This is a genomic window from Gemmobacter denitrificans (assembly GCF_036964905.1).
Taxonomy (GTDB): domain Bacteria; phylum Pseudomonadota; class Alphaproteobacteria; order Rhodobacterales; family Rhodobacteraceae; genus Gemmobacter; species Gemmobacter denitrificans.
In genome coordinates this window covers 38,945-64,722 of the sequence record NZ_JBALHR010000016.1, presented here as the reverse complement: position 1 = coordinate 64,722, position 25,778 = coordinate 38,945, and the positions used below count along the sequence as shown (strand labels likewise).

Below are 25,778 nucleotides of genomic sequence, written 5' to 3'. Positions count from 1 at the left end.
CGTTGCGCTGTGACAAGGTTCCCTCCCTGCGAGGGGAGGGGACACTGGCCCTGCTGCCGTCAGCCTTCGGCGCCGGTTGGGGTGGCCTCCAGCACTTCGCGCAACTTGCGTGCCAGTTCGTCGCGTCGATAGGGTTTGGACAGCAGCTGCATTCCGGGGTCCAGCTGGCCATTCCGGGTGATCGCGGCCTCGGTATAGCCCGAGGTGAACAGGATCTTCAGTCCCGGTCGTTCGGCCAGCGCATGTTCCGCCAGCGCTGTGCCGGGCATGTCGCCCGGCATCACCACATCGGTGAACAGAAGCGCCGCATCGGGCGTGGCACGGATCAGCGCAAGTGCCGCCGCGCCATCCTCGGCGGCACTGACCCGGTAGCCCAGACTTTCGACAAGACGGATCACATGCGCCCGCAGCGCCGGATCATCTTCGGCGATGATAATGTGCTCACCCTGACCCATAGGTACCTTGCCGGGTGCGGGCATTGCGGCGGTATTGCGCCCCGTTCCGCGACCGCGGGGCAGATAGAGGCTGATGGTCGTGCCGATGCCGACTTCGCTGTAAAGCTTCACATGCCCGCCCGACTGGTTCACGAAACCATGCACCATCGACAGCCCAAGCCCTGATCCCTTGCCCACCGCCTTGGTGGTGAAAAACGGATCAAAGGCCCGGGCTGCAATCTCTGTTGGCATGCCATGGCCGGTATCGGTGATGCTGATGCGCAGGAAGGCCCCCGCCCGGGCACCCGGATTGGCTTCGGCATAGCTGTCATCCAGAACGGCGTTTTCGGCCTCGATCAGAAGGTGGCCACCATCGGGCATGGCATCGGCGGCATTGACTGCCAGATTCAGCAATGCCGTCTGCAATTGCGCCGGGTCGGCCTCAACCGGCCAGAGACCGGGCGGCGCCTCGATCTGCAGGCGCAGACTGGCGGGCAGGGTGCGGCCCAGCATCCGGCCCAGTTCCGCCAGCAATGGCCCGGTTTCCAGCGCCTTCGGGCGCAGGGGGCGGCGGCGGGCAAAGGACAACAGGCTGGCCACCAGATCGGCGCCACGCCCGGCGGCCTGGATCACCGCCTCGGCCAGTGCGCGGCGGGCCGGGTCTTCCAGACCCATGGCCAAGGCTTCGGCATTGCCGATGATGACGGTCAGCAGGTTGTTGAAATCATGGGCAACACCGCCGGTCAGCTTGCCCATCGCTTCCAGCCGCTGGGCCTGCTGCAACTTTTCGGCGGCTTCGATTTCGGCTGTCAGATCGGCCATGGTGCCGATCACCCGATACGCCGTCCCATTTTCGTCGCGGAGGGCCAGCGCGAGATCGCGCACATGCAGATAGCTGCCGTCGGCACTGCACAGCCGATATTCCATCTGCCAGCTTTCGGCGCGACTGGCCAGAAATGCCTTGAACCCGGTCAGCACACGATCCCGGTCGTCGGGGTGAATGGCCTCTTGCCAGACCGAAAAGGTCGCATGCACCCCGCGCCAGCCGCGCCCCAGCTTTTCGCGCGTTCCGCCGGCAAAGGTGACCTGCTGACGCCGCATGTCGATGTCATAGACCACATCCGCCGAAACACGCAGAACGGCCTGCAAGCGGGCTTCTTCTTCGCGCAGTCGGGTCACATCGACGATGGACCCCATGATGCGCGTGGCCTCGCCACCTGCGCCGCGGGCGACAATGGCGCGATCCATCACATGGGCGATGCGTCCCTCGCCATCAAGGATACGATATTCGACATCCCAGCGGTCCGTGCCATCGGCAATGGCCCGGTTCTGGATATCCAGGATACGCGCCAGATCATCGGGATGGATGGCCGCCAGCCAACTGCCGGGCGCACCGCGCGGGGCTGCAGGGTCAAGCCCGAAAGTCTGGTGATAACTGTCGCTGAACCAGCTTTCGCTGGTGATGGGGGACCAGCTGTAAATCACATCCTGCGAGGCGCGGGCGGCCTGCTGGAACCGGGCCTCGGCTTCATGGATGCGGCTGACATCGATCACGGCGCCGATCATGCGGCGGGCCCGACCGTCGGCATCGCGCAGCACCCGGCCGCGATCCATCACATGCGCCACACTGCCATCCGCGCGCAACAGCCGGTAATCTTCATGCCAGATCACCTCACTCGACGGGGCGGTATCCAGCGCCGCCGATTGCATCCGGTCCCGGTCCTCGGGGTGAACACGCGACAGCCATGTGTCGATATCGCCCGGAAAGCTGTTCAGGTCATAGCCGAAGGCCTGCGGCGCGGCGGCCTTCCAGTCCAGTTTGCCACTGTCGATCGACCAGTCGAACAACACATGCCCCGCCGCATCGAAGGCAATGCGGTGCAGACTGTCCCCCCCGGGCAGGGCGATGATCGCGGGGGCCTGCCCGCCTTTCCAGGGATATTGGCTGGAATGCAACGACCAGTCGGCGGCCTGTTCCAGCCGACGGCACAGGTCTTCCGCATCGCGACATCCCTCTGCCAGAACCTTGGCTGCTCGGTTGGCGTGGATGATCCGTCCCGATCCGTCGCTGGCAAGTATCCAGACCGGATGGGCGATCGACTCCATAAAGGCGACTTCGGGCATGGGAACCTGCGCAGTGATGCCTCTGCACTATGGCGACAGAATTGTGTCCGGTGGAACCCCGCTGCGGCGGAATGTCGTTGCTTCCACACAAATTCCCCCCAGATGTTGCGCTTCTGGCGCAGCCTGTGGTTACCAGGCCAGCAATTCTTCGGTCAGACCGCCCGCAACCTCCGCTTGCAGCCACTGGCGAAAGGCGATCAGGGGCGGATGGCTTTCGGCACTGTGCGGCCAGACCAGATAGTAGCTGCCCTGGCTGGGCACAGGGACCCCCCAGGCCAGAGCCAGCCGCCCGTCTGCCAGCTCGGCCTTGGCAAGGAATTCGGGCAGCAATGCCACGCCCATGCCATAGATGGCGGACTGGATCATCGGTGCGAACTGGTCGAACAACATGCCCAGCGGTACGGCGGTCGTCACGCCATGATGGGCAAACCAGCCCGCCCAGGCATTGGGCCGGGTTTCCAGTTGCAAGAGCGGCAACCCCACCAGATCTGCGGCGCTGCGGATCGGGTGGCTGGCCAGAAACCCCGGCGCGGCACAGGCCACCATCTTTTCGTCGAACAGCTTGGCAAAGCCTGCGTCAGGCCATGTATCGGCGCCGAAGTGGATTGCGGCATCAAACCCTTCTTCTGCGAAATCGAAGGGGCGCAGCCGGGTGCCCAGATTGATGGTAATGCCCGGATGCGCCGTCAGAAAGCGCGGCAGGCGCGGGGCAAGCCAGCGGGTGCCGAATGTGGGCAGGATCGACAGAGCCAGCGTGCCACCCCCGGTTGCGGCCCGCACCCGCATCGAGGCGCGCGAGATCAGGTCCATCGCCTTGGCCACATCGCGGGCATAGGCCATCGCCTTGTCGGTAGGCACCAGCCTGCGCCCCTCGCGCCGGAACAGTTGCACGCCCAATTGGGCTTCAAGGTTCTGCACCAATCGGCTGACGGCACCCTGCGTCAGGTTCAGGTCATGCGCCGCAGCCATGGTCGATCCGGTTCGGATCACCGATTCAAACGCCATCAGCAACGAGACGGATGGCAGGAGGCGGCGGGGCGTGGCCATTTATATGCGCTCCGTGAATACAATAACGCCAATCTAGCGTTATTCAGTCAATGAACAATCCCTTATACACATAAACAACGCAGATCCCGAAAGGTTGCATCATGGCCCTGAAACCCAAAGACGCCCCCGACCTGAACCGCTTCGACTGGGAAGACGCTTTCCGCCTTGACCAGCAGCTGACCGACGAGGAACGCGCATTGCGCGACGCGGCCCGCGCCTATGCGCAAGACAAGCTGCAACCTCGTGTTATCAAGGCTTTCGCCGAGGAAGAAACCGATCCGGCAATCTTCCGCGAAATGGGCGAGATGGGACTTCTGGGCGTGACCGTGCCCGAAGAATATGGCGGGCTGGGGGCCAGCTATGTGGCCTATGGTCTGGTGGCGCGCGAAGTGGAGCGGGTCGATTCGGGCTATCGCAGCATGATGTCGGTGCAATCCAGCCTGGTGATGTATCCGATCTATGCCTACGGGTCGGAAGAGCAGCGGATGAAATATCTGCCGAAGCTGGCCAGCGGCGAATATATCGGCTGCTTTGGCCTGACCGAACCCGATGCAGGCTCGGACCCGGCCGGGATGAAGACTGTCGCCCGCAAGACGACCAGCGGCTATGTGCTGAACGGGTCGAAAATGTGGATTTCCAACAGCCCCATCGCGGATGTCTTCGTGGTCTGGGCCAAGTCTGAGGCCCATGGCGGCAAGATCCGGGGTTTCGTGCTTGAAAAGGGCATGAAAGGTCTCTCGGCGCCGAAGATCGGTGGCAAGCTCTCCCTCCGCGCTTCGGTGACCGGCGAGATCGTGATGAAGGATGTGGAAGTGGGCGAAGATGCGCTGCTTCCCAATGTCGAAGGGCTGAAGGGGCCGTTCGGCTGTCTGAACCGCGCCCGTTATGGCATCAGCTGGGGCGTGCTGGGGGCGGCAGAGTTCTGCATGCATGCTGCGCGTCAGTACGGGCTGGACCGCAAGCAGTTCAACAAACCGATTGCCGGCACCCAGATCTATCAGTTGAAGCTGGCCAATATGCTGACGGATATCAGCCTTGGCCTGCAGGCCAGCCTGCGCGTCGGGCGGCTGCTGGATGAGGCGAATGCCGCACCCGAGATGATCTCCATCGTCAAGCGCAACAACTGCGGCAAGGCGCTGGAAATCGCCCGCCACGCCCGTGACATGCATGGCGGCAACGGCATCCAGCAGGATTTCCAGGTGATCCGCCACATGGTGAACCTTGAAACCGTGAACACCTATGAAGGCACCCATGATGTGCATGCCCTGATCCTGGGCCGTGCCATCACCGGCCTGCAGGCCTTCTTCTAAGCACAGCGCGGGCTCCGGGGCGTCAGTGACGGCCCGGGGCCTTCCCCCCAGCGACAGGACAAGGCATGGATCGCGCCGATATCGTTCACGACAATTTCCTGCGACGCGTCGCGTCGCGGGACTTTCCGCATGGCAACGCCCCTTCGGGGGCGCTTTCTGCGTTTCAGGCGGTGGGTATCTACCGGGCGGCCTGCCTGTCCCGCGCGCTGGACCGGCAAAGCCGGGTGATGCAGCGGGCCGGGCAGGGCTTCTACACCATCGGCTCATCGGGGCATGAAGGGCTGGCGGCGGTGGCTGCCGCGCTGCGCCCCACCGACATGGCCTTTCTCCATTACCGTGACGCGGCCTTCCAGATCGCGCGCAGCCAGCAGGTGCCGGGGCAAAGCATCGCCTGGGACATGCTGCTGTCCTTTGCCGCCAGCAGCGAAGACCCGATTTCGGGCGGGCGGCACAAGGTTCTGGGGTCAAAGGCGCTGAACATTCCGCCCCAGACTTCGACCATCGCCAGCCATCTGCCCAAGGCAGTGGGGGCGGCCTATGCCATCGGGGCTGCGCGCCGCCACCGGCCCGAACATGCCGAACTGCCCGACGATGCCATCGTCTATTGCAGCTTTGGCGATGCCAGTGCCAATCATTCCACGGCACAGGGCGCGTTCAATGCGGCACAATGGACCAGCTATCAGGCGATCCCGCTGCCCTTGCTGTTCTGCTGCGAAGACAATGGTATCGGCATTTCGACCAAGACGCCAAAGGGCTGGATCGGGGCCACGTTCCGCAACCGCCCGGGGCTGAAGTACTTTGCCTGCGACGGGCTGGACATCTTTGACACCTATGCCACGGCGCTGGAGGCCGCGCAGTATGTGCGCACCCGGCGCAAGCCCGCATTCCTGCATGTGCGCACGATCCGGCTTTATGGTCATGCCGGGGCCGATATGCCCACGACCTATCTGCCGCGCGAAGAAGTGGAGGCCGAAGAGGCGCAGGACCCGCTTCTGCATATGGTCCGCCAGCTTGATCTGGCCGGGGCCATGACGCCTGACACGGCGCTGCAGGTTTATGCCGATACGAATGCACGGGTGCAGCGGGTGGCGGGGCAGGCCGTCACGCGGCCCCGGCTGCAGACAGCGGCAGAGGTCATGGCCTCGCTCATCCCGCCGACACGGGTGTGCAAGCCGACCAACGGACCGGGGGCTGAAGCGCGGGCCGCAGCCTTCGGCAGCGACATGAAGCAGATGCAGGAACCGCAGATCATGTCGCGCATCCTGAATTGGGCGCTGACCGATCTGATGCTGGATCACCGCGAAATCGTGATGATGGGCGAGGATGTGGGCCGCAAGGGCGGCGTCTACGGTGTAACCCAGAAGCTTCAGGCCCGCTTCGGCCCGGACCGGATGATCGACACGCTGCTGGATGAACAGAGCATTCTGGGCCTTGCCATCGGCATGGCGCAGAACGGGTTCATCCCGATGCCGGAAATCCAGTTTCTGGCCTATCTGCACAATGCCGAGGATCAGCTGCGTGGCGAGGCGGCGACGCTGCCCTTCTTCTCCAACGGCCAGTATACCAACCCGATGGTGCTGCGCATTGCGGGGCTGGGGTATCAGAAGGGCTTTGGCGGGCATTTCCACAATGACAATTCTGTGGCAGTGCTGCGCGATATTCCGGGCCTGATCCTGGCCTGTCCGTCCAACGGGGCGGATGGGGCGCGGATGCTGCGCGAATGTGTGCGGCTCGCGCGTGAGGAACAGCGTCTGGTGGTGTTCCTGGAACCCATCGCGCTTTATCCGATGCGCGATCTGCATGCCGACAAGGATGGCGGCTGGATGACCCGCTATCCCGACCGGACCGAGGTGATCCCCTATGGCGAGGTGGGGGTGCATGGCGTCGGTGACGATCTGGCCATCGTGACCTTTGGCAATGGCACCTATCTGAGCCGTCAGGCCGAACCCCTGCTGGCCCAAGCCGGGATCAAGGCGCGGATCATCGACACCCGCTGGCTGTCGCCGCTGCCCAAGGCCGCGCTGACGGCGGCGGTACAGGGGGCAAAGCGTATCCTGGTGGTGGACGAAACCCGTCATACCGGTGGGCTGGCCGAGGCATTCATGGCACATTTCCATGACGCCTGCCCCGGGCTGCCCCTGGCGCGGTTGACAGCCGAGGACAGTTTCATCGCGACGGGCCCCGCCTATGCTGCCACCATGCCGTCGCGTGACAGCATCGTTGCCGCCGCCAAGGAGATCTGCGCATGAAGACCGCTGTCGTGATCTGCCCCGGGCGGGGCACCTATACCAAGACGGAACTGGGTTATCTGAAACGGCATTTCCGGGATGCGGCTCTGATGGCGGATTTCGATGCCCGCCGTCGGGTCGCCGGGCAGGATACGCTGACCGATCTTGACGGGGCCGCCACCTATTCGGTGTCGCGCCACACGCGGGGCGACAATGCCAGCGCCTTGATCTATGCCAGCACGCTGGCCGATTTCCGCAGCCTGCAAGGGGTGGAAGTTGTGGCTGTGACCGGCAATTCGATGGGCTGGTATTCGACGCTGGCCTGTGCGGGGGCGCTGACGGCGGAAGGCGGGTTCGAGGTGGTGAACACCATGGGCACGTTGATGCAGGAACGGCTGATCGGCGGGCAGTTGATCTATCCCTTTGTCGATGAAAACTGGCAGCCCGATCCGGTGAAAAAGGCCGATCTGTTGGCGCTTGTCGCCGGTATTCCGGGCCTCGCCCTGTCCATTGATCTGGGCGGCATGCTGGTATTGGCGGGCGAAGAACCGGCGCTGAAGGCGTTCGAGGCCGCCGTGCCGGTGGTGCAGGGCCGCTTTCCGATGCGGCTGGCCAATCATGCGGCGTTCCACACCGCGCTGCAGGCCCCGGTGGCCGAAGCCGGCCGGGCGCGGCTGCAACCCGGCCTGTTCGGCCAACCCGAACTGCCGATGATCGACGGGCGCGGCCATGTCTGGTGGCCGGGCGCCTGCGATCTTGCTGCGCTTTGGGATTACACTCTGGGGCATCAGGTGGTGGAAGCCTATGATTTCACCAAGGCCATCGCCCATGCGGCGCGCGAATTCGCGCCCGATCTGTTCATCATCACCGGCCCCGGCACCACTTTGGGCGGGGCGGTGGCGCAAAGCCTGATCCTGGCCAATTGGCACGGGATGGGGTCCAAGACCGATTTCCAATCATTGCAGAATGCGGCGCCTTTCCTTGTCTCGATGGGCATGGAAGATCAGCGCCGCCTTGTCACCAAGGGAGACTGACATGACCCATGCCGACATCATGAAAGCCGCAGGGCTGACCGAGGCCGATATCACCGGCGGCACGCTGGCGGTGCGTTCGCCGATTGACGGCGCGGTCGTCGCCCATGTGAAGGAAACCGATCCGGCCGAGATGCCTGCGATCATCGCCCGCGCCAATGCCGCCTTCAAGGCATGGCGCACCGTGCCCGCACCGCGCCGGGGTGAACTGGTCCGTCTGCTGGGCGAGGAATTGCGCGCGGCCAAGGCCGAACTGGGCGCGCTTGTCACGCTGGAAGCGGGCAAGATCACCTCGGAAGGTCTGGGCGAAGTGCAGGAGATGATCGACATCTGCGATTTCGCCGTGGGTCTGTCGCGCCAGATCTATGGCCTGACCATCGCCTCGGAACGCCCGGGCCATCGCATGATGGAAACCTGGCATCCGATGGGCACCTGCGGCATCATTTCGGCCTTCAACTTCCCCGTGGCGGTCTGGTCGTGGAACGCGGCGCTGGCGCTGGTGGCCGGTGATCCGGTGATCTGGAAACCCTCGGAAAAGACCCCGCTGACCGCGATTGCGACCCATCGCATCATGGAACGCGCGCTGGCGCGGTTCGGCGATGCGCCGGAAGGTCTCAGCCAGCTGGTCATCGGTGGTCCGGCGATCGGCGAGGCGCTGGTGAATTCGAAGGATGTGCCGATCATTTCCGCCACCGGCTCCACCCGGATGGGCGGGATCGTCGGCCCGAAGGTCGCCGCCCGCTGGGGGCGGCCGATCCTTGAACTCGGTGGCAACAATGCGATGATCGTGGCTCCTTCGGCTGATCTCGACATGGCGGTGCGGGCCATCGTGTTTTCCGCCGTGGGCACGGCAGGCCAGCGCTGCACGACGCTGCGCCGCCTGATTGCGCATCATTCGATCAAGGATGATCTGGTGGCAAAACTGGCCAAGGCCTATGCCAGCCTGCCCATCGGTGACCCCCGCAAGGAGGGCACGCTGATCGGCCCGCTGGTCGATCACGCCAGCCGCGACCGGATGATGGCACAGATCGCCAAGGCCCGGGCCGAAGGCGGCAAGGTGCATGGCGGCGAAGTGGCCGCCGGGGTGGAAGGCGGCGCTTATGTCAGCCCGGCGCTGATCGAGATGCCGGCCCAGACCGATACCGTGCGGGAAGAAACCTTTGCGCCGATCCTGTATGTTCTGGGCTACGAGACGCTGGACGAGGCGATCCATCTGCAGAATGACGTGCCGCAGGGCCTGTCATCCTGCATCTTCACGCTGAACATGCGCGAAGCGGAAACCTTCCTGTCGGCTGCCGGGTCGGATTGCGGCATCGCCAATGTGAACATCGGGCCTTCCGGGGCTGAAATCGGCGGTGCCTTTGGCGGCGAAAAGGAAACCGGGGGCGGGCGCGAAAGCGGGTCGGATGCCTGGAAGGGCTATATGCGCCGTCAGACCAATACGGTGAACTATTCAGCCCAACTGCCGCTGGCACAGGGTGTGAAGTTCGATTTCTGATCTGTCCCCGAGTTGGGAGAGTGCAGGGGCCGGTGCAGACCGGCCCCTGTGTCATTCGGGGCTGTGGCTGTGCTGCCGGGGCGGGGCGGCATTGATCGCGGCGCGCTTGACAGGCGGTGCCGGGGCCGCCAAGGCTCTGCCCCATGATCGACCTAACCCCTGTTGCCAATATCCTCGGCCGTCTGCTGGTCGTATTGGGCCTGCTGATGCTGCTGCCCGCAATGCTGGATTGGGCGCTGGCCACCGGCAATGCCGGGGCCTTTGTGCAATCGTCGCTGATCACGGCGGGGCTTGGGGTTCTGGTCGCCCTGTCCACCGGGGCGAGGGGAACACGCGGCCTGGATGCGCGCACGGCCTTTCTGCTGACCCTGGCCATCTGGATCGTGCTGCCGGGTTTTGGCGCGCTGCCCTTCATGCTGGGGGCCCCCGGATTATCGGTGACCGATGCCTATTTCGAAGCGGTGTCCGGTCTGACCACCACCGGGGCGACGGTGGTCACCGAATTGGTGGAACGCCCCGCTGGAATGCATCTGTGGCGCGGCATGCTGAACTGGCTGGGTGGGTTGGGGATTGCCTTTGTCGCCATGATCTTCCTGCCGGTCATGCGGGTGGGGGGGATGCAGTTCTTCCGCACCGAAGGGTTCGACACGCTGGGTAAGGTGCTGCCCCGCGCACAGGACATCGCGCTGTCGCTGCTGGGGGTCTATGCGGGGCTGACCGTGGCTTGCCTGACCACCTATCTGCTGATCGGGATGCAGCCGCTGGATGCGGTGGTACATGCGCTGGCGTCAATCGCGACGGGCGGGTTTTCGCCGCAGGATGCCAGTTTTGGAGCCTATCGCGGGGCGGGCGAATATGCCGGGGCGCTGTTCATGCTGTTGGCCGCGACCCCCTATATTCTTTACGTCCAGATGGTGAATGGCCAGCGTCGCGCGCTGTGGGGCGATCCGCAGGTCCGGTCTTTCGTGATCTGGGTGATGGGTGCGGTGCTGGTGGTGACCCTTTGGCGGCTGCAAACCGCAGGGGATCCGCTGGAGGCATCGTTCCGGGAAACCCTGTTCAACATGGTGTCGGTGATGACCGGCACGGGTTTCGGGTCGGGCAGTTTTTCCGGCTGGGGCGGCTTTGCCCTGCTGGTGACCTTTGTCATGGGGGTGATCGGCGGCTGTTCGGGATCGTCCAGCGCAGGGCTCAGCGTGTTTCGGGTGCAGGTATCGCTGGCTGCGCTGCGCAGCCAGATCGGCAAGATTGCCAGCCCCAGCCGGGTTGCCCCGGTGCGCTATGCCGGGCGAGCCGTCGATAGCGAGACGCTGAACAGCGTCGCGATGTTTGTGACCTTCTATGTCCTGCTGTTGGGTATCTTCAGCGTTGCGCTGACGCTGACCGGTGTGGATCAGACCTCGGCCCTGTTCGGGGCCTGGGCGACACTGGGCAATATCGGCTATTCCATCGGGCCAATGGTCGCGCGTACCGGCACTTTTGTCGATTTTCCCGATACAGCAAAATGGCTGATGACCCTTGCCATGCTGATGGGGCGGCTGTCGCTTCTGGCGTTTTTCGTGATCTTTCTGCCCCGGTTCTGGCGTAACTGACCCGGTTCTGCCCCCCGCGCATCTGCGCGAAGGGCAGGTTGGGTTTACCAGCAGGAGACCAGAACCGTCATGCCTTCGGCCAGACGGTTCAGGTCTTCGGGGGCAAGCGCGCCGCTGCGGGCCGAAGCGCGCGGGGTGATCCCGGCCTCGGCCAGCCGTGGCGCGATGGCGGCGGCCTGTGCGGCATAGGTTACCTCGGCCGGCAATTGGCGGGCGGCACCCGGGTCGCGCGGCATGACCATGCCGATCACCGTGCCCGCGGCATCCAGCACCGGCCCGCCCGCATCGCCCGGCAAGACCGTCATGGCCAGCCGTGCAATGCCGGCCTCGCCATCAAGGCCTTTCGTTTCTTCGAGTGTGCCGAAAGTCAGGGTAGGGGCGGGCAGACGGTCTTCATAGCTGTAGCCCGACGCCGCGATTTCGGCTCCCGCCCGCCCAGGGCCCGACAGGAATTCCGCCACTGCGGGCGGGGCCAGCGTGACCTTGGGTTTCAGCAAAGCCAGCCCACTGGCCGCATCGGCAAAGACCACGCCAGCCTCGGTCTGCAGGTCCAGCGTGATGCGATTGCAGCCTTCGACCGCCTCGACCGTCGTCAGCACTGCGCCCCCTGCATCGACATAGAAGCCGCTGCGCGACAATTCCGGCCGCCGCACCTCCAGCCCCGACATCAGGCCACGCCGGGTATCGTCATCCAGCGGCACCAGTCCCGGGTCCAGCGCCTTGTCGCCAACCGACCGGAAGCTGGACCGCATTGCAGCCAGAACCGGGGCCAGCAAGGCGTCATCGGCCGGGTTCCAGACCAGCATGTAGCCCTTCACCAGACCCTTGGATAATTCGGCATAGGTATGGCTGGCCACAGTGCCGTTGCGCCCGTCGATGGTGAAGCTGCGCTCCGACCGCTGGCGCTCCCCCGACAGGGGCACGACTTCCAGTGTCTGCAGGACGTCGTAAAGCCCGTACAAGGTGGATTGGTCACCGGGCTGGGAAATCAGGATGACCCGCACCCCCGAATTGCCCTTGGCGCGGTAATGCACGAAGGGCGGCTCGTAATGGTCGAACTCCACCAACGCGGTGGGCAGGGTGATCTCGATCCCGGCTTCGGGTTCGGTCACGGTTTGCAGGCCAAGGGCCGCCTGCGCCTGATCATAGGCGGCCATCAGGGTTTCGCGCTGCATCGTGGTCAGGATGCCTGTCGGTTCCAGCCCGTTGACCTCTTGCCAGGCGGCCATGCTTTTGCGCGTGCCGGGGCCGATGGCCCCGTCGATCTTGGCGGCATAAAACCCGAACCATTGCAGCGCGGTTTGCAGCCGCTGGCGGTCTTCGCGCGAGAGGGCGGCTTCGGCGGCGCGGGCCTCGGCGGGTGTCTCCTCCACGATGGGGGGGGGCGCTGCGGGTTCGGCAATCGGTGTGGCTATGTCGGGGGCATGGATCGGTTCGGGCGAGGGCTCCGGTTCGGCTGTCGCCACTGCCACAGGCGCGGCGGCCAGACCTGCAGGCCAGAAGGGCGTGCCAAGCGACCGGCTTTCGGCCACATAGGCATCGCGCGGGATCATGCCTTCGGATTTCAACTGCCGCAGCCGTGCCTGCGCCGCTTCACGGTCCAGATGCGGGCCAAGCACGATGGCATGCCAGCCATTACCCAGTTCGAACCCGGCCACATCGGGAAACAGCGCGCCATAGGCGCGGGCGCGCTCTTCGGCCTCGGCCAGATCGGGAACGGCTTCGATCTGCAGCCAAAGCTCTGCTTGATCCTGCGCCAGGGCTGGACGGGGGGCAAAGGGGGAAACCGGGGAAAGTGCGGTGCTGCCCAGCAGGGCCAGCAGGCAAATGGCGTGTCTTCTCAAGGTCACGATCCTGTCACAAGGCATTGCCTTTGCGTTACACGCTTGGCCTGCGCGATGCAAACATCGTGAACGCCTGCGACATTGACAGTTGCGCGAGCAGGCGTGCCAGCCCCACTTGCCGCCACGCGTGCATTGACGGACCCTTGAGGGGCGGCTAGGGAAGCGGTGCCCCCGCAAGACGGGCTTCGACCCAGAGGTTTGCCCCATGACCGCCATCACCGCCCCCCGCAGCTTTCAGGAAATCATCCTGCGCCTGATGACCTATTGGGGATCGCGGGGCTGCGCCGTGCTGCAGCCCTATGACATGGAAGTGGGCGCAGGCACCTTTCACCCTGCCACCACGCTGCGCAGCCTTGGCAACAAGCCCTGGGCGGCCGCCTATGTGCAGCCCTCGCGCCGCCCGACCGACGGGCGCTATGGCGAGAACCCGAACCGGCTGCAGCACTACTATCAGTATCAGGTCATCATCAAACCCTCGCCCCCCGATCTGCAGGATCTGTATCTGGGGTCGCTGGCCGCCATCGGGCTTGACCCCGCGCTGCATGACATCCGCTTTGTCGAGGATGACTGGGAAAGCCCGACCCTGGGCGCCTGGGGCCTGGGCTGGGAGGTCTGGTGCGACGGGATGGAAGTCAGCCAGTTCACCTATTTCCAGCAAGTCGGCGGCCATGATTGCAAGCCGGTCTCGGGCGAGCTGACCTATGGGCTGGAGCGTCTGGCGATGTATGTCCTGGGCGTGGATCATGTGATGGACATGCCCTTCAACGATCCGCGATCGCCGATCCCGCTGACCTATGGCGATATCTTCCGCCAGACCGAGGAAGAATACAGCCGCCACAACTTTGATGGTGCCATGACCGAGATGCTGTTCCAGCATTTCAAGGATGCCGAGGCCGAATGCCAGCGCCTGCTGGATTTCCCTGCCGATGATCCGAAAACCGGCAAGCGCATCATCATGGCGCACCCCGCCTATGACCAGACGATCAAGGCCAGCCATCTGTTCAACCTGCTGGATGCGCGCGGGGTGATTTCGGTCACCGAACGGCAGGCCTATATCGGCCGGGTGCGGGCGCTGGCGAAGAAATGCGCCGATGCCTTTGTGCAGACAGAGGCCGGCGCTTCGGTGGATGTGGCATGAACAATGGCAAGATCGTGGGCGGGGGCATCGTGCTGATTTCGGCCATTGCAGGTGCGGCGATCTACTGGCTGCAGGTTCATGCCTTTTATGAACCCGCCCGGTTCGAACCGGGGGGCGAAATCCGCCTGACCCCGATCATCGGTGATACGCCCGAGGTCATCCTGGCCGAAAATGTGCAGGGGATTGATGCGCAATCTTCGCCCCTGCGGTTCCGCGCCTGTTTTCAGACGCCGCTGAGCCAGGCCATGCTGACCGAAACCTACCGCGTCTATGAAGATGCGGTGCCGTTGGTCGCGCCGGGCTGGTTTGACTGTTTCGATGCAGAAAAGATCGGTCTTGCCCTGGAACGGGGCGAGGCGATTGCCTTCCTTTCCGTGGCCGATATCACGCGCGGGGTGGATCGTGTGGTGGCGGTGTTCCCCGATGGGCGCGCCTATGCGTGGCACCAGTTGAATGACACACTGAAGGTGGACCCGAATGCGAGCCTTGAAGGCCCGGCTTCGTCTTCGCCTGAACAAGCGCCCGCTGCGGCGCCGGAGAATTGATCGTGCTCAATCTGTCCCCGAAACAACAGCTGCATCTGGCCGCGCATAACCTTGTGGCACGGTTGGGCTTGGATGGTCTGCGCCCCTTGCGCATCACGCCCGAGGGCGAGGGCTATCGCCTCGATCTGGAAGGGGACACGGTTCTGGTGCCTTCAGCGCTTTTGTGGCGGTCTTATCGCCGGGGATGGGTGGCGCGGCTGGATCGGCTGGCGCGGGAATTTGGTCTGGATCAGGCCGCGCCCTTCGCCCCTGATGAGGCGGTGATCGACATGGGCGCCAATGTGGGCGATTTCACCGCTGCCGCGCTGCGGGCGGGCGCGCCGCGCGTGCTGGCGTTGGACGGTGACCCCAAGGTGGCCGCCTGCCTGCGCGCCAATCGCGGCGCAGATCCGCGCGTGGCGGTGGATTGCGCGATCTTGTGGAAGGCGGAGGAAATCGTGACCTTCTACAGCGCGCCGGGCAAGGCCGACAGCTCGATCTTCCTGCCGCCCGGCACGGGATCGGTGGCCTTTGAAGCGCAGGCCACCACGCTGGACGTCATGGCCGCGCGCCATGGCATTGGCCGCGTGGGCCTGTTCAAGATGGATGCCGAGGGCGCCGAACCGGAGGTGCTGCAAGGCGCTAGCGCCCTGTTGGCCCGCACCCGGATGGTGGCCATCGACACTGGCCCCGAACGCAATGGCGCACGCACGGATGCCGCCTGCATTGAGATTCTGACTGCCGCGGGGTTCCGGATTACCAACCCCGGTGACGGCAAACGCAAGATTACCATGGCGATCAACGCCTCTTGCGCCTGACGGAGAAACCCAATGCCCGAACTCTTGATTGAACTCTTCTCTGAAGAAATCCCGGCGCGGATGCAGGCATCTGCGCGCGAGGCGCTGAAGAAGCTGGTCACCGACGGGCTGGTGGAGGCCGGGCTGACCTATGAAAGCGCCGGGGCCTTTTCGACGCCACGGCGGCTGACATTGGTGGTGCAGGGGCTGACGGCGGAAAGCCGCCCCGTGCGCGAGGAACGCAAGGGCCCGCGCAGCGATGCCCCGGCTGCGGCGCTGGAAGGGTTTCTGCGCTCCACCGGCCTGACGTTGGATCAGTTGGAAAAGCGGGCCGACAAGAAGGCCGAAGTCTATTTCGCGGTGATCGAAAAGCCCGGTCGCAAAGCTGCCGAGATCGTGGCCGAGGTGCTGGAACGGGTGATCCGCAATTTCCCCTGGCCCAAATCCATGCGCTGGGGTGCTGGGTCGCTGCGCTGGGTGCGGCCGCTGCATTCCATCTTGTGCCTGCTGTCGGATGAAGGCGGGGCCGAGGTTGTGCCGCTGGTGGTCGATGGCATCGCGGCGGGCAATACCACGGGCGGGCATCGCTTCATGGCGCCGGCCCGCTTTGCGGTCTCCAGCTTTGACGATTACGCTGTGAAACTGCGCCGCGCCCATGTGGTGCTGGACAGTGCCGAACGCGAGGCCGCGATCTGGAATGACGCGCAGCAGATGGCCTTTGCGCGCGGGCTGGAACTGGTGCCGGATGCCGGTCTGCTGACCGAAGTGGCCGGGCTGGTGGAATGGCCGGTGGTGCTGATGGGCGCGATTGGCGCGGATTTCCTGCATCTGCCGCCAGAGGTGCTGCAAACTTCGATGCGCGAACATCAGAAGTTCTTTTCGGTCAAGAACCCGCGGACGGGCCGGATCGAAGGGTTCGTGACCGTCGCCAACCGCGAGACGGCGGATAACGGTGCCACGATCCTGAAGGGGAACCTGAAGGTGCTGTCGGCGCGGCTGTCGGATGCGCGCTTCTTCTGGGAGAATGACCTGCGCGTGGCCAAGGCGGGCATGGGCGAGTGGGAAGAGGGCCTGAAGGCCGTGACCTTCCACAACAAGCTCGGAAGCCAGGCCGACCGGATCGCCCGCATTGCCGCGCTGGCGCGGGAGATCGCGCCGTTGGTGGGCGCGGATGCGGATCAGGCCGAACGCGCGGCGAAGCTCGCGAAGCTCGACCTGCGCTCTGCCATGGTGGGCGAGTTCCCCGAGCTGCAAGGCACCATGGGCCGTTACTATGCGCTGGAGGCGGGCGAGCCAGATGCCATCGCCAATGCCGCGCGCGACCATTACTCGCCCCTTGGCCCCTCGGACGCCGTGCCGAGCGAGCCGGTGAGCGTTGCCGTGGCGCTGGCCGACAAGATCGACACGCTGACCGGCTTCTGGGCGATTGACGAGAAACCCACCGGCAGCAAAGACCCCTTCGCCCTGCGCCGCGCGGCTTTGGGCGTGATCCGGCTGGTGCTGGGGAATGGGGTGCGTTTCCATGTGCGCGACTTGAGTGCGTTTAAGGCTTTGACTGAATTCAAACACAATTATGTGCTTGGCACGCGGTCCATATGCGCTGCAGTTTCAGGCGTTTATGAGCGTAATGGGCAAGAGTATGTCAATGTTGAGCATGCATTGAGGTCGGACTTCAAATACGCAAATGATCTACTGAGCTTGGAGAGCTTTTCTGCAATTAAAGCTGCCACTGGAGACTTTCGACTGGTTGAGGGGCTGAGCGAAGCGTTTGGTGGTTACCTAGAACTGAAGGATGCTGTGCCGTTTAGTGAATATGATAGTGCGCAACGAGTTGAAACGCACAATCCTAAAGGTGCCGACCTCCTCTCCTTCTTCCACGACCGCCTCAAGGTCTTCCTGAAAGACCAGGGCATCCGCCATGACGTGATTGACGCCTGCCTCGCCATGCCGGGCAATGACGATCTCACCTTGCTGGTGAAACGCGCCGAGGCGCTGCAAGCCTTCCTCGGCTCCGAGGATGGCACCAACCTGCTGCAAGGCTTCAAACGCGCCAACAACATCCTGAGCCAGGCCGAGGCCAAGGATGGTGTGGAGTATTCCTTCGGGGCGGATGTGAAATTCGCAGAAACCGAGGAAGAACGCGCGCTGTTTGCCGCGTTGGATGCGGGCGAGGCGGCGATCAAACCGGCGATGGCGCAGGAAGATTTCGCCGCCGCCATGGCCGCCATGGCGCAACTGCGCGCGCCGATTGATGCCTTCTTCACCGCCGTGCAGATCAACACCGACAATCAGATTGTCCGCCGCAACCGCCTGAACCTTTTGCACCGTATCCGCGCGCTGGTGGCGCAGGTGGCCGATCTGACCAAGGTGGAAGGCTGATCCCGCGGGGCAGGGGGCAGCCCCCGCCCTGTAACGGCCCGGTCAGAACCACTGACCGGGTTCCATCAGCCCCAGATCCAGCAATTGCTGGCTGTGCCAATCGAAGGGCACCGAATTGCGCCAGTGGAAATTCTGGATGTCATAGCGTGACCCGGGATTGGTTTTCAGCGCCTTGGCGGTGCGGAACGAACAGATGGCCGCCGTCAGGTTGTGGTGCCACGGGCAGGCATAGGTATTGTATTCCTCGTCATTGAAGGTGAAATCGGGCCGCAATTTCAGCCCCGGCTTCGCCTTGAATATCGCGATACGGTCGATCTTGCGCTTGGACCATGTCACATGCTCCTCGAACCGCCAGCGCAGCCCGCCGAAGAAATCGAGTTGCCGGTCCTTGACCTCCCAGTTCCGATTCGGGTCTTTGCGGCCAAGGGCGTAATAGCCGGTGCGATCCAGATGCGCGTTTTCCAGGCTGACGGCATTGGGATGGGCGTTCAGATCGGCGGCGTAAAGGTCGATCACATAGGTCAGCATCGCATCGCGCCGCTCTTCGGTGTGGAAGGTCAGCAGGTCGATCACGCTGCGGGTTTCGCAGAAGGGAAAGAACAGATATTCGGCGTTGAAGCAGTAATAAAGCCAGGTTCCCGGTGGCACGGCCGCCGTGATCGCATCGACGGCCATGGGCACGGCATCATCGGCATGCACGTTATAGCGGATGCGATGCAGCTTTTCCTCGATCTCCGGGTTCAGCGCGATTTCGTCATCGGCAAACAGGAAGACCGCCTTGAAGCCCATCTTGAAATGGTGGCGGATCGTGGTGTCCAGTTCGATCCCGTCTTCGGCAAAGATCATGGCCAGCGGGCCTTTCGCCAGCACCTTGGCGGCCTTGTCCCGGAAATCGCTGATACTCTGGTAACGCATGTGTCTGCCCTGTGATCCGGCGGCGTGATCCGACTGCTGCTTGCAGCGGCCTTCCGTCCGATGCTGCGCAGATTCGGTTAATCTTCCGCCCATTGCAAGCCATTGGCCGCTTTGTTGCGTGCCGCCGCCAAACCGGCTAGAAGGCGCGCTGATCCTTGCAGCCGTGACCGAAGGGGCCGCCATGACCGACGCGCCGAAAAAGCTGTTCATCAAGACCTATGGGTGCCAGATGAACGTCTATGACAGCGAACGCATGGCCGAGGCCCTGGGTGCCAAGGGCTATGTCACCACCGAACTGGCCGAAGAGGCCGATATGGTGCTGCTGAACACCTGCCATATCCGCGAAAAGGCTGCCGAGAAGGTCTATTCCGATCTGGGCCGCTTGCGCCCGCTGAAGGTCGCGAAGCCCGATCTGAAGATCGGGGTTGCGGGCTGCGTGGCACAGGCCGAAGGGGCCGAGATCTTGCGGCGCATGCCGATGGTCGATCTGGTGGTGGGGCCGCAAAGCTATCACCGCCTGCCCGAGATGGTGGAGGCCAAGGGCAAGGTGATCGACACCGATTTCCCTGAGGAAGACAAGTTCGACCATCTGCCGGAGCGCAAGGCCCTGCGCGGGCCGACGGCCTTTCTGACCGTGCAGGAAGGCTGCGACAAGTTCTGCGCCTTTTGCGTCGTGCCCTATACCCGGGGCGCCGAAGTCAGCCGCCCCGCCGAGCGGCTTATGGCCGAGGCGCGCGATCTGGTCAGCCGGGGCGTGCGCGAGATCACGCTGCTGGGACAGAATGTGAATGGTTACCACGGCGCGGGCGCGGGGGGCACATGGGGGCTTGGCCGGTTGCTGCGTGAAATGGCGCAGATCGACGGGCTGGACCGGCTGCGCTATACCACCAGCCATCCCAATGACATGGATGACGACCTGATCGCCGCCCATGCCGAAGTGCCGCAGCTGATGCCCTATCTGCATCTGCCGGTGCAATCGGGCAGCGACCGCATCCTGAAGGCGATGAACCGCAAACACACCGCCGAGCAATATCTGCGCCTGATCGAGCGCATCCGTGCGGCCCGGCCCGACATTCTACTGAGCAGCGATTTCATCGTGGCCTTCCCGGGCGAGACCGACCGGGATTTCGAAGACACGATGGACCTGATCCGCGCCGTGGGCTTTGGTGCGGCCTTCAGTTTCAAATACTCGGCCCGGCCCGGAACGCCCGCCGCCGAAAAGCCCGAACTGCCTGCCGAACTGGCCGATGCGCGTCTGCAGGCGCTGCAGGCGCTGATCACCGAACAGCAGCGTGCGGCACAGGTGGCGATGGTCGGGCGCGAGGTCGGGGTTTTGTATGAAAAGCCGGGGCGGCAGCCCGGGCAGATGGTCGGAAAATCCGATCACCTTCATGCGGTGCATGTGGCCGATCCGTCCGGCAGGGTTGGGGAACTGGTCCGGGTGCGGGTGACGGCAAGCTCGGCCAACTCGTTGGCGGCGGAAAGAATCGACGCCTGAGAGGTTGTTTCCTGCCCGGGGTCAATATCCCGATTCGTTCCCATTTTAGGGGTCTGACGCAACAATTGGTGTGCGCATGCCCCGGCAGGGCATAGATTTTGCTTTACATCGCAATTGAGTAACGTCAATTCTCGATCCAATAATATCTAGTCACTTGGGGATGAAGGGAGCTGCGACGTGGAGCGTTTTTCCAAAGCAGTGCGGATGATGATGGGGGGGCTGGCCATTGCCGCAGCCGGTTTTGCGGGCGCTGCCACCGCCCAGCAAGCCCCCGAGATTGCCGGCAAGATTGATTGGGGTCTGTGGGTGGATGATGACGGCTGCATGCATTGGTGGGCCGACGGCGGTATCGAAGGCTATATGCTGGATCGCGTGAACCCCAAGACCGGCAAGCCGGTCTGCCTGAAGCGCAATACCTGCCTTGTGGAAAACACCGATACGCTGTTTGCCACTGACAGCCATCAGCTGACCGCACATGGCCGGTCCTATCTGACCCAGTTCTTCCAGCAGGCCGGTGCCTTTGGCTATGCGGTCTATGGCCATACCGACAGCCGCGCCTCGGATGAATACAATATGCGCCTGTCGCAGCGTCGGGCCAAATCGGTTGCCGATGTCGCCCGTTCGGTAGGTGCAATGGTGGAACGTGAAATCGGCTATGGTGAACGCCAGCCGATCGCGTCGAACAGCACGGCGGCGGGGATGCAGAAGAACCGTCGCGTCGAAGTCGTCTGCTACCGGTGGTGATCAACATGATGAAACTCGTTCCGGGCCTTGCCCTTCTGTCTGTCACCGTTCTGGCCGGTTGTGTCGAAGGGGTTACCCCCTATGTGCAAAGCCCGGATACCGTGATTGCTGCGGCCACTGACCGTGGTCGCGATAACGTGGCCCTTGCCCCGGGTGGCGGCGGGATCGCCTATGATCCTGATGGCTGCCAGGGTTGGATCATTGATGATGGCGTCGAAGGCTATTCGGGCCGCCGCTATGATCCGGTTTCCGGTCTGCCGGTGTGCAACAACCACTATCCGCCGGGCACCGTGATTCGGAACTACCAGACCCAGCAGGCTGGCATCAAGGATCACGTTCCCTATGCCGGGCGTCGGGTCCGTCAATAACCGGCAGCGATGAAGCCGCATGAAACAGGGCCGCAGCGAAAGCTGCGGCTCTTTGCATTTACTGAGGCGACTCAGCACAGCCTTTTTCAGGTGCCACAAAACCTAGCGGGCCTGTGGCGCAAATGCGCAATAGATGCGATTTTTCTGCGCATCCGCGGCCTATCGCACAGCTTTGTCTTGTTTCCTTAACCTTGCAGGCGCACAGTCAAGGGACGGATAGCCTTTCAAACGCAAAGGAAAAGCCCTTGGGCATCAGCGCGCTGACCCCCCCGACCCGCCCGGAAGATGTTGTCGAAACGCTTCTGGAATTTCCCGACAATCGCCTGCTGATCGATCTGTGCGGCGAATATGATCGGAACCTGGCGCAGATCGAACACCAGATGGGGGTTCACATCCTGCGCCGCGGCAACCGCCTTGCGGTGGTCGGGGACAGGGGGGCGCGGGAACAGGCAGCGGCTGTGCTGCGCGCGCTTTACGCCCGGCTCGAAGCGGGACGCGGCATCGCTGCCGGTGATATTCAGGGCGCCATCCGCATGGGGGTGCCGATGCCGGACCTGCCGCGTGATGGTGAACAGATCGAGATGTTCAGCGCAGGGCAGGTGGAACTGCGCACCCGCAAGAAACCGATCGAGCCGCGGACCGAGGCGCAAAAGGCCTATGTCGCCAATCTGTTCGCCAATGAACTTGGCTTTGGCATTGGCCCCGCCGGCACCGGCAAGACTTATCTGGCGGTTGCGGTGGGGGTCACCATGTTCATTTCGGGCATGGTGGAAAAGATCATCCTGAGCCGTCCGGCGGTGGAGGCAGGCGAACGCCTTGGCTTCCTGCCGGGCGACATGAAGGAAAAGGTCGATCCCTATATGCAGCCGCTCTATGACGCGCTGAACGATTTCCTGCCGGCCAAGCAGGTGCAGAAGCTGCTGGAAGAAAAGCGGATCGAGATCGCGCCGCTGGCCTTCATGCGCGGGCGCACGCTCTCCAACGCCTTTGTGGTGCTGGACGAGGCGCAGAATGCGACGACCATGCAGATGAAGATGTTCCTGACCCGTTTGGGCGAAGGGTCGCGCATGGTGATCACCGGCGACCGGACCCAGATCGACCTGCCGCGCGGTGTGGCGTCTGGCTTGCAGGATGCCGAGCGTATCCTGAAAGGAGTGAAGGGGGTCAGCTTCAACTACTTTACCGCCAAGGATGTGGTGCGTCACCCCTTGGTTGCCCGCATCATCGAAGCTTATGAGCGCGACGAGGCGTGATTGCGCGCAGCGGGGGCCTGCCCCCGCTGCACACGCAGGAAATTTGCGCGACCATGAAGGTGATATTTGCGCCGGATCAAATCTGGCGCTATGAGGCGCGCATGGAAGATCTGGTCGATATCGTCATCGAGGATGACCGATGGGACGGCTTTGGCCTGTCCGCTGCCGTAAACCGCGCGGCGCGTGCTGTTCTGGCGCAGTTGCAGCTTGACCCGGCGCTGTTCCAGATCGTGGTCATGGGCTGTGACGACGCCCGTATTGCTGGGCTGAACGGCGATTTTCGCGACAAACCGCAACCCACCAATGTTCTGAGCTGGCCATCGGAGGAGCGCGGAGCCGAATATGTCGGCGAAGCCCCCGCATTGCCCGAACCGGGCCTGCCGGACGATCCGGCACCGCTGGGCGATATTGCCATCGCCTATGAAACCTGTGTGCGGGAAGCCGCCGAACAGGACAAAAGCCTTGATGATCATGTCACACATCTTCTGATACACGGAATTCTGCATCTTTTCGGCTATGACCACATCGAGGATGAAGACGCCGAACTGATGGAGAACACCGAGCGGCAGATCCTTGCCGGCCTCGGAATTGCCGACCCTTACGCGGGCGGCTACGGGCAACACGGATAGAAGGACCGATGGGCAGTAGTTTCGACGGATCGACGATCGCGACGCCGCAGGCGTCAAATGAAGGTGCAACGGAAGAGGGGGCCTCTTCCGAGGGGGAGCAGAAAGGGTTCTTTGGCCGGTTGTTCTCGGCCTTTGCCCCCTCTGCGGACGCCCCCCCCGAAACCCGGGCCGAAATCCAGACCTCCGTTCCACCCCAGCAGCTTCCGGGCCTTGCAAATCTGCGCAAGCTGCGGGTCGATGATGTGGCCATCCCCAAGGTCGAAATAGCCGCCGTGCCGCTGGATATCGGCAAGGAAGATCTGGTCGAGGTGTTCCGCCAGCAAGGGTTTTCGCGTCTGCCGGTTTACAAAGGCACGCTGGACCATCCGCAGGGGCTCGTCTTGCTGAAGGATCTGGCGTTGCAGCACGGATTTGGGGCGGGTGGCCGGTTCAGCCTGAAGAAACTGCTCCGTCCTATCCTGTATGTGCCGCCGTCGATGCCGCTGCATGTGCTTCTGCAGAAGATGCAGAAAGAGCGCGTCCATATGGCGCTGGTCATTGATGAATATGGCGGCGTGGATGGTCTGGTGACGATCGAGGATCTGATCGAAACCGTCATCGGTGAAATCGAGGACGAGCATGACGAGGCTGAAGGCGCGCTCTGGTCTGCCGAAAAGCCCGGGGTCTGGATCATGCAATCCACCGCACCTCTGGATGAGGTGGAGGCGGAAATCGGCCTGCGCCTGCGCACCGATTCGGATGATGAGGAAATCGACACGCTGGGCGGTCTGGTCTTCCTGCGCACCGGGCGGGTGCCCGCGCGGGGCGAGATCGTCCCGCATGAAAGCGGGGTCGAGTTCGAGATCATCGATGCCGATCCCCGCCGGATCAAGCGGCTGCGGCTGCGGCTGCCCGAAGCGGTGACCCGCGCCGATACGGCAGAGGCCTGATCCGTGAAACGGTCGCTGGGATTGGCCTTCGGGGCCGGGCTGGCGGCCGCTGCCGGGCAGGCACCCCTCGGGCTGTGGTGGCTGGCGGTGCCTGCCTATGCCCTAGTCACTTATCTGGTGATCCGGGCGCCGAATGCGCGTGCGGGGTTTCTTTGGGCATGGGCGGCGGGTGTCGGGCACTTCGGTGCAGCGCTGAGCTGGATCGTGCAGCCATTTTTCGTGGATCCTGTCCGTCATGGCTGGATGGCACCCTTCGCCCTGGTGCTGATGGCGGGCGGTCTTGCACTGTTCTGGGGCCTTGCGGGCTGGGCTGCAGTGCGGCGGGGCGGGCGCATCTGCCGCGCCTTGCTGTTCGGTCTGTGCCTGACACTGGCCGAAGCGCTGCGCGGTATGGTTCTGACGGGTTTCCCTTGGGCGCTGCCGGGTCATATCTGGATTGACACGCCCGTCATGCAGGCGGCGGCCTGGATCGGGCCGAACGGCTTGACGCTGCTGACGCTGGTTCTGGCACTGCTGCCCGTTGCCTTTGCCCGCCGTGGTGTGGCAACGGCTATCCTGATGCTGGCGGTCGTCTGGTCTGCCGGGCTGTTGCGTCTGGCCGGCCCCGAGCCGGAACCCCGGGGCGTGACCCTGCGCCTTGTGCAGCCCAATGCCGAACAAAGCCTGAAATGGGACCCGGACGAGGCCGAAAGGCTGTTCCGCCTGCAACTGGATTTCACCGCCGCGCAGCCCGCGCCTGATCTGGTGATCTGGCCGGAAACCGCGCTGCCCTATCTGCTGGACCCCGGTCGCGATGCCGCTGCGGCAGTTGCGCGCGCGGCGCAGGGCGTGCCGGTTGCCTTGGGCGCGCAGCGGGTTGAAGGGGGCGCGGCCTATAACAGCCTTGCCGTGATTGGCGCAGGTGGTGCGTTGACGGGGCTTTATGACAAGGCGCATCTGGTGCCCTTTGGCGAATACATGCCCATGGGGGATGTGCTGCATGCCTGGTTTGGCCTGAGTGCCTTTGCAGCCCGTCAAGGCCATGGCTATGCCGCCGGCCCCGGCCCGCGCCTGTTGGATCTGGGCGATTTGGGGAAGGTGCTGCCGCTGATCTGCTATGAGGCCGTATTCCCCAATGATCTTCGCGCAGCGCCGGGGCGGGCTGACTGGATCCTGCAGATCACGAATGATGCGTGGTTTGGCACCCTGACCGGCCCGTTCCAGCATGCGGCGCAGGCACGTCTGCGCGCAGTGGAGCAGGGGCTGCCCTTGGTGCGTGTGGCCAATACCGGCGTGACCCAGGTTGTCGATGCCCGCGGCAGGGTGATCGCGGGGCTCGCCTTCGGGACGGCTGGCTGGCTGGATGCGGCCCTGCCGGGTGCCTTGCCGCCCACATTCTTCGCCCGCCATGGCGATACTGCACTGCTGCTGTTGCTCATGATCCTCGCCCTTGCGTTGTTGACAATTTCGAAACATCGACCGCTTGACGCTTACGGGGGAAGGGCGTAACGCGGGAA

20 protein-coding genes are annotated in these 25,778 nt (G+C 63.7%); 16 read left to right on the top strand and 4 right to left on the bottom strand.

Going from position 1 to position 25,778, the window contains the following annotated elements; genetic code table 11:
• Positions 1-59: 59 nt before the first annotated feature.
• Together V6590_RS18170 and V6590_RS18165 are read right to left on the bottom strand one after the other, a co-directional pair.
• Positions 60-2,540: a hybrid sensor histidine kinase/response regulator gene (locus V6590_RS18170; RefSeq protein ID WP_335425109.1), complete on the bottom strand. Its 2,481-nt coding sequence runs from the start codon at positions 2,538-2,540 to the stop codon at positions 60-62.
• Positions 2,541-2,687: 147 nt separating this feature from the next.
• On the bottom strand, positions 2,688-3,605 hold the full coding sequence (locus tag V6590_RS18165) for a LysR family transcriptional regulator (protein WP_335425108.1): 918 nt from the start codon (positions 3,603-3,605) through the stop codon (positions 2,688-2,690).
• A gap of 101 nt (positions 3,606-3,706) precedes the next feature.
• Here V6590_RS18165 and V6590_RS18160 point away from each other — a divergent pair, with 101 nt between their 5' ends.
• The 5 genes from V6590_RS18160 (at position 3,707) to V6590_RS18140 (ending at position 11,264) form a co-directional block, all read left to right on the top strand.
• Complete coding sequence (locus tag V6590_RS18160; protein WP_335425107.1) at positions 3,707-4,915, top strand: acyl-CoA dehydrogenase; 1,209 nt, start codon at positions 3,707-3,709, stop codon at positions 4,913-4,915.
• Between the two features lie 65 nt (positions 4,916-4,980).
• Positions 4,981-7,164, top strand: coding sequence for a dehydrogenase E1 component subunit alpha/beta (locus tag V6590_RS18155; RefSeq protein ID WP_335425106.1), 2,184 nt, complete (start codon positions 4,981-4,983; stop codon positions 7,162-7,164).
• Positions 7,161-8,177 (top strand): ACP S-malonyltransferase, encoded by a 1,017-nt coding sequence (locus V6590_RS18150; protein ID WP_335425105.1) that lies wholly within the window; start codon positions 7,161-7,163, stop codon positions 8,175-8,177. Before V6590_RS18155 ends, V6590_RS18150 begins: the two co-directional genes overlap by 4 nt.
• 1 nt (position 8,178) lies before the next feature.
• Positions 8,179-9,672 carry an L-piperidine-6-carboxylate dehydrogenase gene (gene amaB / locus V6590_RS18145; RefSeq protein ID WP_335425104.1) on the top strand — a complete coding sequence of 498 codons (1,494 nt, stop codon included), beginning with the start codon at positions 8,179-8,181 and terminating at the stop codon, positions 9,670-9,672.
• A 143-nt stretch (positions 9,673-9,815) separates the two neighbouring features.
• Complete coding sequence (locus tag V6590_RS18140; protein ID WP_335425103.1) at positions 9,816-11,264, top strand: TrkH family potassium uptake protein; 1,449 nt, start codon at positions 9,816-9,818, stop codon at positions 11,262-11,264.
• A 44-nt stretch (positions 11,265-11,308) separates the two neighbouring features.
• Here the strand turns inward: V6590_RS18140 and V6590_RS18135 are convergent, their stop codons facing one another.
• Positions 11,309-13,114, bottom strand: coding sequence for a peptidoglycan-binding protein (locus V6590_RS18135; protein WP_335425102.1), 1,806 nt, complete (start codon positions 13,112-13,114; stop codon positions 11,309-11,311).
• Positions 13,115-13,313: 199 nt separating this feature from the next.
• Here V6590_RS18135 and V6590_RS18130 point away from each other — a divergent pair, with 199 nt between their 5' ends.
• Genes V6590_RS18130 through glyS form a run of 4 tightly spaced genes read left to right on the top strand, consistent with a single transcriptional unit; the run spans position 13,314 to position 17,946 of the window.
• Complete coding sequence (locus V6590_RS18130) at positions 13,314-14,246, top strand: glycine--tRNA ligase subunit alpha (RefSeq protein ID WP_335425101.1); 933 nt, start codon at positions 13,314-13,316, stop codon at positions 14,244-14,246.
• Positions 14,243-14,791 (top strand): DUF6446 family protein, encoded by a 549-nt coding sequence (locus V6590_RS18125; RefSeq protein WP_335425100.1) that lies wholly within the window; start codon positions 14,243-14,245, stop codon positions 14,789-14,791. The genes V6590_RS18130 and V6590_RS18125 overlap by 4 nt, the downstream gene beginning before the upstream one ends.
• A 2-nt stretch (positions 14,792-14,793) precedes the next feature.
• Complete coding sequence (locus V6590_RS18120; RefSeq protein ID WP_335425099.1) at positions 14,794-15,588, top strand: FkbM family methyltransferase; 795 nt, start codon at positions 14,794-14,796, stop codon at positions 15,586-15,588.
• A 12-nt stretch (positions 15,589-15,600) separates the two neighbouring features.
• Positions 15,601-17,946: a glycine--tRNA ligase subunit beta gene (glyS, locus tag V6590_RS18115; RefSeq protein ID WP_335425098.1), complete on the top strand. Its 2,346-nt coding sequence runs from the start codon at positions 15,601-15,603 to the stop codon at positions 17,944-17,946.
• A gap of 42 nt (positions 17,947-17,988) precedes the next feature.
• Here the strand turns inward: glyS and V6590_RS18110 are convergent, their stop codons facing one another.
• Positions 17,989-18,861, bottom strand: a complete 873-nt coding sequence (locus V6590_RS18110; protein WP_335425097.1) for a hypothetical protein — start codon at positions 18,859-18,861, stop codon at positions 17,989-17,991.
• A 181-nt stretch (positions 18,862-19,042) separates the two neighbouring features.
• On the opposite strand from V6590_RS18110, the gene miaB reads away from it, so the two are divergent.
• From miaB to lnt, 7 genes are all read left to right on the top strand, one after another.
• The gene (miaB, locus tag V6590_RS18105) at positions 19,043-20,359 is read left to right on the top strand and encodes a tRNA (N6-isopentenyl adenosine(37)-C2)-methylthiotransferase MiaB (RefSeq protein ID WP_335425123.1); all 1,317 of its coding nucleotides are present in this window, start codon (positions 19,043-19,045) and stop codon (positions 20,357-20,359) included.
• 177 nt (positions 20,360-20,536) lie between these two features.
• Positions 20,537-21,103, top strand: coding sequence for an OmpA family protein (locus V6590_RS18100; RefSeq protein WP_335425096.1), 567 nt, complete (start codon positions 20,537-20,539; stop codon positions 21,101-21,103).
• A gap of 5 nt (positions 21,104-21,108) precedes the next feature.
• Complete coding sequence (locus V6590_RS18095) at positions 21,109-21,471, top strand: hypothetical protein (RefSeq protein ID WP_335425095.1); 363 nt, start codon at positions 21,109-21,111, stop codon at positions 21,469-21,471.
• Between the two features lie 245 nt (positions 21,472-21,716).
• Positions 21,717-22,724, top strand: a complete 1,008-nt coding sequence (locus V6590_RS18090; RefSeq protein ID WP_335425094.1) for a PhoH family protein — start codon at positions 21,717-21,719, stop codon at positions 22,722-22,724.
• 101 nt (positions 22,725-22,825) lie between these two features.
• A complete protein-coding gene (ybeY, locus tag V6590_RS18085; RefSeq protein WP_335425122.1) occupies positions 22,826-23,353 on the top strand; it encodes an rRNA maturation RNase YbeY in 528 nt (175 codons plus the stop codon).
• Between the two features lie 8 nt (positions 23,354-23,361).
• Positions 23,362-24,282, top strand: a complete 921-nt coding sequence (locus V6590_RS18080; protein WP_335425093.1) for a transporter associated domain-containing protein — start codon at positions 23,362-23,364, stop codon at positions 24,280-24,282.
• 3 nt (positions 24,283-24,285) lie between these two features.
• Complete coding sequence (lnt, locus tag V6590_RS18075; protein ID WP_335425092.1) at positions 24,286-25,770, top strand: apolipoprotein N-acyltransferase; 1,485 nt, start codon at positions 24,286-24,288, stop codon at positions 25,768-25,770.
• Positions 25,771-25,778: the final 8 nt, after the last annotated feature.